Source organism: Caulobacter sp. D5 (genome assembly GCF_003185805.1).
Classification (GTDB): domain Bacteria; phylum Pseudomonadota; class Alphaproteobacteria; order Caulobacterales; family Caulobacteraceae; genus Caulobacter.
In genome coordinates, this window is sequence record NZ_QHJY01000478.1 from 1 (window position 1) to 6,644 (window position 6,644).

The window sequence follows — 6,644 nt, forward strand, 5'->3', positions numbered from 1 at the left end:
CCGGCGGCGCGCCCAAGGCGCCGCGCGCCAAGGACACCGACACCCAGGCTCTGGAAGCCGACCTGTCGTCGGTGCTCGGCCTCGACGTCGAGATCGACCATCGCGGCGGCGCCGGTTCGCTGATCGTCCGCTACGCGACGCTCGAGCAGCTCGACGACCTCTGCAACCGCCTGACCCGGGGCGCCTGAACCAGGCGTCTTGAGGGTCTTCTGTCACGCACGGAAGAAGGCGCGGCCGTATCCTGGGTCGCGCCGTTCGTCACAGGCGAGGGCAGGGCGGCCGGAAATTCGTTTTAAACCCTTGTGATACAAGGAAAACGTGAGGTTCGGCGGGTTGAATTGGTCGTCCGTGCGGCGATCATTTTCCACAAGCAGCATGGCCTCCGAGTCCGAAAAGCTTTGCCAGCGCGACCGAATCTCGATCTCGCCCGGAAGGCATAGCCTCCTGCCGGGTTCGGATCGACATTCAGGTGCGGAACCGGCGAGCTTGGTGCTCGTCGTTCGCCCACGGCGGCTTCCCTCGCCCTTGTGGCGAGGGACCATGCCGGCGACCGCTCAGACCTCCACCGTACTGCCAAGGTTTGAGCAGGTTGAACGATGGGTCCTGGGCGCAAGGCCCAGGAAGGCGATCGTTGTGTGCGGCAAACGGTAGAGACGCGGCCGCGAATATCGATTCAGCCTACAGCCCCAGCCGCCGCGCGCGGCCGGCGATCTGCAGGGCCAGGCGCTCGGCGATCAGCTGGTCGGGCGAGCCGGAGGTCTTGCAGGCCTTGTCGGCGGTCAGGATGTCCTGCTGCACGGTCAGGAGATGTTCGAGCGACCAGGCGCGGGCCTGGCGCAGGAACTCGCGTTCGGTCTTCCAGAACACGCCCGAGGCCTTGGCGGCGGCCCCCAGGTCCACGCCGTTCTTGTGCAGGGTCAGGGTGCGGCGCAGACGGCCGAGATAGTAGCCCATGGCCCGTACCGCCGCCGGGCCGCCTTCACCTTCCTGGGCGGCGCGGCGCAGGCCGGCCTGGGCGGGACCGATGCGGCCGCCGAAGGCGTCGGCGGCGGCGTCGCTCAGCGAAGCCTCGGGCTCGACGCCGAGAAAGTCGGTCAGGTCGGCCGGTGTGGCGACCACACCGCTGTTGGGGCCGAGGTACAGCGCCAGCCGCTCGATCTCGGCGCGGGCCACGCCGCGCTCCTTGGGCAGGCGGTTGACGAACAGGTCCAGCGCCTCGCCGTTGAGGCTGACGCCGTCCCGGGACAGGGCGTCGCGGGTCAGGCGCGCCATGTCGCCGACCTCGTCCTCGTAGCAAGGGATGACGTAGCAGCCGTTGGCCTTCTCGCCCGTCTTGCGCAGGGCGGAGTCGCGGCCCAGGGCCCCGGCCTCGACCAGGAAGAAGGCCTCGGGGTTCAGGCGGCCCTCGACATGGGCGGTGAGGGCCTCGGCGGCCTGCTTGTCGGGACCGGCCTTCTCGCCCATCAGCCGCAGGCGCACCAGACGTTTGCCGCCCATCATCGACAGGGCGGCCAGCTCGTCTTCCAGACGGCCCGGCTGGCTGTCGAGGTCGCCCTCGGTCAGCAGGGCGGTGTCGAAGGGATCATCGGGCCGCTCGACCACCTTGTGGGCGAGCTGGGTGGCGCGGTCGCGCACGACGCCGCGATCCTTGCCGTAGATGACGACGGCCCGGACGTCGGGCGTCGGATCCTTCAGGAACCGCTCGACGTCCTGCCGCTTGGAAAGAATGGCCACGAGGTCAGGCGGGCGCCTTGCCGGCCAGCCAGGCGGCGAGGTCCAGCTGGATCTTGCGCGCCACCTCGGCGGCGGCCCGTTCCTGGCCGTCCTGCTGGGCGGCGATGGCCGCATAGGGCTGGTCGGCGGAGTCGTAGGTCACCACGGCGGTCGTCTGGCCCTTGCGGACCTCCGAGCCGGTCGTGGCGTCGACCAGCTTCCAGTCGACCTTCATGTTGAGCTCGTAGCGGTTGGCCACGTTGTCCACGCGCACGCCGCGGGCGTAGCGGTTTTCCTTCACCGTGTAGCTCAGACGGTGCGAGGGCAGGACGCTGGGGTTGCGCGCCAGGGCGTCTTCCAGCTGCTCGCGCAGCAGGTAGCCGGCGCGGCCCTCGGCCGCCACCACCTCGATCGCGCCGAGCCCGCCGGTGACCCCGTGCTGGGCGTAGAGCGGGGTGAAACCGCAGGCCGACAGAGCCAGGGTCGAAAGGAGGGCGGCGGCCGCCAGGAGACGCTTCATGGATCAGTTCGCCACGATGTTGACGATGCGGTCTTTGACCACGATCACCTTGCGGACCGTGACCCCCTCAAGGTGGGCCATGACGCCCGGATCCGCCAGAGCGATTTTCTGCACCTCGTCGTCCGGGGCGCCGGCCTTGACCTTGATCTCGCCGCGGCGCTTGCCGTTGATCTGGATCGGCAGCACGCGTTCGTCGTCGGCGGCCAGGGCCGGATCGGCCTTGGGCCAGGACGCATCGACCACCATGCCCTCGCGGCCCAGGCGCACCCAGGCCTCTTCGGCCAGGTGAGGGGTGAACGGGGCGACCAGGCGGGCCAGGATGTCCAGCGCCTCGGCGCGGGCCGCCAGCACGGCTTCCGAAGCGCCTTCCGCCGGAGCAGCCTTCAGGGCGTTCAGGAACTCGTACAGGCGCGCCACGCCGCTGTTGAAGCGGAAGCCCTCGATGCTGTCGGTGACGAAGCCGATCAGCTTGTGGGCCGCCTTGCGCAGGGCCAGGGCCGTCTCGTCGGCCTCGTCATGGGCGAAGTCGCCGGTCGGCTGGCTGTCGAACTCGTTCCACAGGCGGTGGGTGAAGCGCCAGGAGCCCTCCACGCCGCTGTTGGTCCACTGCACGTCGCGTTCGGGCGGGCTGTCGCTCATCACGAACAGGCGTGCGGCGTCGACGCCGTAGGCCTCGAAGATGTCTTCGGGAGCGACGACGTTCTTCTTGGACTTCGACATCTTCTCGATGTCGCCGATGAGGATCGGCGCGCCGGTCTTGGCGTGCTTGGCGGTGCGGCTATTGCCTTCGGCCGTGATCACCACGTCCGACGGCTCGACCCACTCGCCGGCCTCGTTCTTGTAGGCCTCGTGGGTGACCATGCCTTGGGTGAACAGGCCCGCGAACGGTTCGTCCACCGACAGCAGGCCCTCGTCCTTCAGCGCCTTGGTGATGAAGCGGGCGTACAGCAGGTGCAGCACGGCGTGCTCGACGCCGCCGATGTACTGATCGACCGGCATCCAGTGGTCGGCGCAGGCCTTGTCGATGGGCTCGGCCGCGGTCGGATCGGTGAAGCGGGCGAAGTACCAGCTGCTGTCGACGAAGGTGTCCAGCGTGTCGGTCTCGCGCTCGGCCGGGGCGCCGCACGACGGGCAGGCGACATGCTTCCAGGTCGGGTGCCGCACCAGCGGGTTGCCCGGCTTGTTGGGGTCGAAGGTGACGTCCTCGGGCAGCACCACCGGCAGCTGGTCCTCCGGCACTGACACCGGGCCGCAGGCCTCGCAGTGGATGACCGGGATCGGGCAGCCCCAATAGCGCTGGCGCGAGACGCCCCAGTCGCGCAGGCGATAGACGGTCGCGCCCTGGCCCTGGCCGGCGGCCTCGATGCGCGAGACGGCCTCGGCCTTGGCGGCCTCGACGTCCATCCCGTCCAGGAACTCCGAATTGAAGATCTTGCCGGGGCCGACATAGGCCTCCTTGCCGACCGTGAACTCGGCCGGATCCGCGCCCGCCGGCAGCACCACCGGCTTGACCGGCAGGTCGTACTTGCGGGCGAAGTCCAGGTCGCGCTGGTCGTGGGCCGGGCAGGCGAAGATCGCACCGGTGCCGTAGTCCATCAGGATGAAGTTGGCGATCCAGACGGGCAGGGTGATCGACGGGTCCAGCGGGTGCTTCACCCGCAGGCCGGTGTCGCGGCCCAGCTTCTCGGCGCCCTCGATGTCGGCTTCCGAAGTGCCGCCCTTGCGGCACTCGGCGATGAAGGCCTGCAGGTCGGGATTCTCGACCGCCAGCTGCTCGGCCAGCGGGTGCTCGGGGGCGATGCCCACGAAGCTGGCGCCGAACAGGGTGTCGGGACGGGTGGTGTAGACCTCCAGCCCCTCGGCCAGGCCGTCCGGAGCCTCGCCATCAAACTGGAACTTGAACCGCAGGCCCTTGGACCGGCCGATCCAGTTCTCCTGCATGATGCGGACCTTCTCGGGCCAGCGATCCAGGGTCTTCAGGCCGTCGATCAGGGCGTCGGCGTAGTCGGTGATGCGCAGGAACCACTGGGTCAGCTTGCGCTTCTCCACGGTCGCGCCCGAGCGCCAGCCCTTGCCGTCGATGACCTGTTCGTTGGCCAGCACGGTCATGTCGACCGGGTCCCAGTTGACCGAGGCTTCCTTGCGATAGACCAGGCCGCGCTTCAGCAGGCGCAGGAACCAGGCCTGCTGCTTGCCGTAGTACTCCGGGTCGCAGGTGGCGAATTCGCGCGACCAGTCGACCGACAGGCCCAGGGCCTTCAGCTGCTCGCGCATGGCGGCGATGTTGTCGTAGGTCCAGCCCTTGGGGTGGACGCCGCGCTCCATGGCCGCGTTCTCGGCCGGCATGCCGAAGGCGTCCCAGCCCATCGGGTGCAGCACGTTGAAGCCCTGGGCGCGCTTGTAGCGGGCCACGACGTCGCCCATGGCGTAGTTGCGCACGTGGCCCATGTGGATGCGCCCCGACGGATAGGGGAACATCTCGAGCACGTAGTATTTCGGCCGCGCATCCGGGGTGATCGGCGTCAGGAAGGTCTCGGCTTGCGCCCAGCGTTCACGCCACTTCGGCTCGGTGTCTTTGGGATTGTAGCGGGCCATGGAAACCAGAGATGCTTGCGGTCGATGCGCGAGAGCGCGCCAGGGTTAAGTGTAGGCGGTTAACCCGCCCGGGCGCGCTCTAATGTTTGATTCCAGAGCCTGCTACGCAGGCTCTGGGGCGCGTTCCGCAGACGTCATAAGCGGTTTCGCGGCCAGAGTGCGCTTAAATATGGGCGCGCCTAAATATGCGAACGGGAGCCCCTTGTCGCCAGGGAGCTCCCGAAAGGCGTGCGAAGGACGAAAGGTCCTTAGTTCTTGATGTTCGAGAGGCGAAGCTGGCGCGCGCGCGTCAGGATGGCGTTCTCGATGTCGGTCGCGGTCTGGTCCGCGGCCGCCGTGTCGACCCAGGCGCCCGAAGCGTCCTTGGCCTGCTTGAAGATGGTCACGTTCAGACCATCGGCGCGCAGGCGGGTGTCGAGGATGTAGACGGTCGCCTTGAACCGCTCTTCCGGCTTTTCCGGGTTCACGTACCAGTCGGTGACGATCACGCCGCCGTACGGGTCGGCCGAGGCCAGCGGCATGAACGCCAGGGTGTCCAGCGACGCGCGCCACAGGAAGCCGTTGACGCCGATCGAGCCTTCGCTCGGGGCGGCCTTGGGCGCGCTCTTCTTGAAGAGGCCGAAGGGCTGGAAGCCCGGCTCTTCGCTCTGGGTCGTGAAGGTCTTGGGCGGCTTGTTGCTGCTGCAAGCGCCAACGCCGAGAACCGACAGCGCCAGAACGCCAGCGGCGACGCCGCGCAACACCGACCCACGCTCAAACGCCATAGTACCTTGCTCCAAATGTCTGCCGGCGCGTGCGCGCAGCTCTGGCGCGCCCCCGCAGCCGGAACGGCTCTATAGCATGGCCGCGCCGCGTCAAAACAGGAATCGCGTGACATGACCGCCACAGGCGCCGCTTGAATCGTAACCTGCGACGATCCGCGTGATCCAAGCCCTGTTGACCGCGTTGTATTCAGGCCTTTATTCGGCGTTCAGGGTGTCCGTGCCTATATTGGGTTCGGGCAGGGGTAATTTTGGGGACAGGTGTCGAGTGACGAAGGTCGCGACCCAATTCGTGATGGCAGGCGCCGCCGCCGCGCTGATCCTGACGGGATCGGCCTCGATCGCGCACGCCCAGACGAAAACCCGCACCGCGCCCGCCACCGCCGACTTCACCGTAAAGAACGACTTCACCGGTTCGCAGGGCGCGCCCTTCAGCCCGCAAGGCCCGAAGAAGACCCTGGAATTCGACGCCCGCAAGGGCAAGTGGGGCCTCAAGCTCGACCTCGACCAGCCCGTCGGCCGCGACATGGAGCTGAAGGACGTCCAGGCCGGGGCCTACTTCAAGGTCACTCCGTCGATCCGCGTCGGCGGCGCCGTGGCCCTGGGCGAGAACAATCCCGCCGTGGCCGCCCGCAAGAACGAAACCCGCGAGCCTGCCCCGCGCGTGAAGCTCGAGACGGCGTTCAAGTTCTGATCTTCGGCGCCTAGGCGCCGAACCCCTCGATCCCAGCCAGACCATAGACGCCCGCGCCGACCAGCGCGTCGGCGGTTTTCGCATTGACGCCGCCCAGGGCGTAGACGGGCAGGGCGACGCTGGCGGCGATCACCGCCAGACCCTCGACGCCCAGCGGCGTTCCGGCCGAGGGGCTGTTGCTCGGAAAGACCGGCGAGACCACCAGCGCCTCGACTCCCGCCAACTCGGCCGCTCGAGCCGCCGCAGCATCGTGCGCCGCCGCCGTGACCCGCCAGGCCGGATGGGCCGCGCGGACGGCCGGGGCTGTCTCCGCCAGCCGCTGGGGCAGGTGCGCCCCATGCGCGCCGATAGCTTCGGCCAG

7 protein-coding genes and 1 pseudogene are annotated in these 6,644 nt (G+C 68.5%); 2 read left to right on the top strand and 6 right to left on the bottom strand.

The genetic code is table 11. The features are described 5' to 3' along the window. Positions 1–188 (top strand): annotated as a pseudogene (locus DMC18_RS23985) (chromosome partitioning protein ParB); the annotation flags it as partial. Positions 189–212: 24 nt separating this feature from the next. Here DMC18_RS23985 and DMC18_RS26300 read toward each other — a convergent pair. The 5 genes from DMC18_RS26300 to DMC18_RS24005 form a co-directional block, all read right to left on the bottom strand. Beyond that, positions 213–377, bottom strand: a complete 165-nt coding sequence (locus DMC18_RS26300) for a hypothetical protein (protein WP_158285976.1) — start codon at positions 375–377, stop codon at positions 213–215. 301 nt (positions 378–678) lie between these two features. Next, on the bottom strand, positions 679–1,728 hold the full coding sequence (gene holA, locus DMC18_RS23990) for a DNA polymerase III subunit delta (protein ID WP_233245169.1): 1,050 nt from the start codon (positions 1,726–1,728) through the stop codon (positions 679–681). A gap of 10 nt (positions 1,729–1,738) precedes the next feature. Then, entirely contained in the window at positions 1,739–2,233 is a 495-nt protein-coding gene (lptE, locus tag DMC18_RS23995; RefSeq protein ID WP_110118412.1) for an LPS assembly lipoprotein LptE, read from the bottom strand. Positions 2,234–2,236: 3 nt separating this feature from the next. Next, entirely contained in the window at positions 2,237–4,828 is a 2,592-nt protein-coding gene (gene leuS, locus DMC18_RS24000; RefSeq protein WP_110118411.1) for a leucine--tRNA ligase, read from the bottom strand. Positions 4,829–5,076: 248 nt separating this feature from the next. Further along, positions 5,077–5,607: a DUF3576 domain-containing protein gene (locus tag DMC18_RS24005; protein ID WP_110118410.1), complete on the bottom strand. Its 531-nt coding sequence runs from the start codon at positions 5,605–5,607 to the stop codon at positions 5,077–5,079. A 250-nt stretch (positions 5,608–5,857) separates the two neighbouring features. Here DMC18_RS24005 and DMC18_RS24010 point away from each other — a divergent pair, with 250 nt between their 5' ends. Beyond that, positions 5,858–6,283: an NtrZ family periplasmic regulatory protein gene (locus DMC18_RS24010; protein WP_233245168.1), complete on the top strand. Its 426-nt coding sequence runs from the start codon at positions 5,858–5,860 to the stop codon at positions 6,281–6,283. Between the two features lie 10 nt (positions 6,284–6,293). Here DMC18_RS24010 and DMC18_RS24015 read toward each other — a convergent pair. Continuing rightward, positions 6,294–6,644: thiamine phosphate synthase (locus tag DMC18_RS24015; RefSeq protein WP_199232626.1), on the bottom strand; the 351-nt coding region annotated here is incomplete at its 5' end.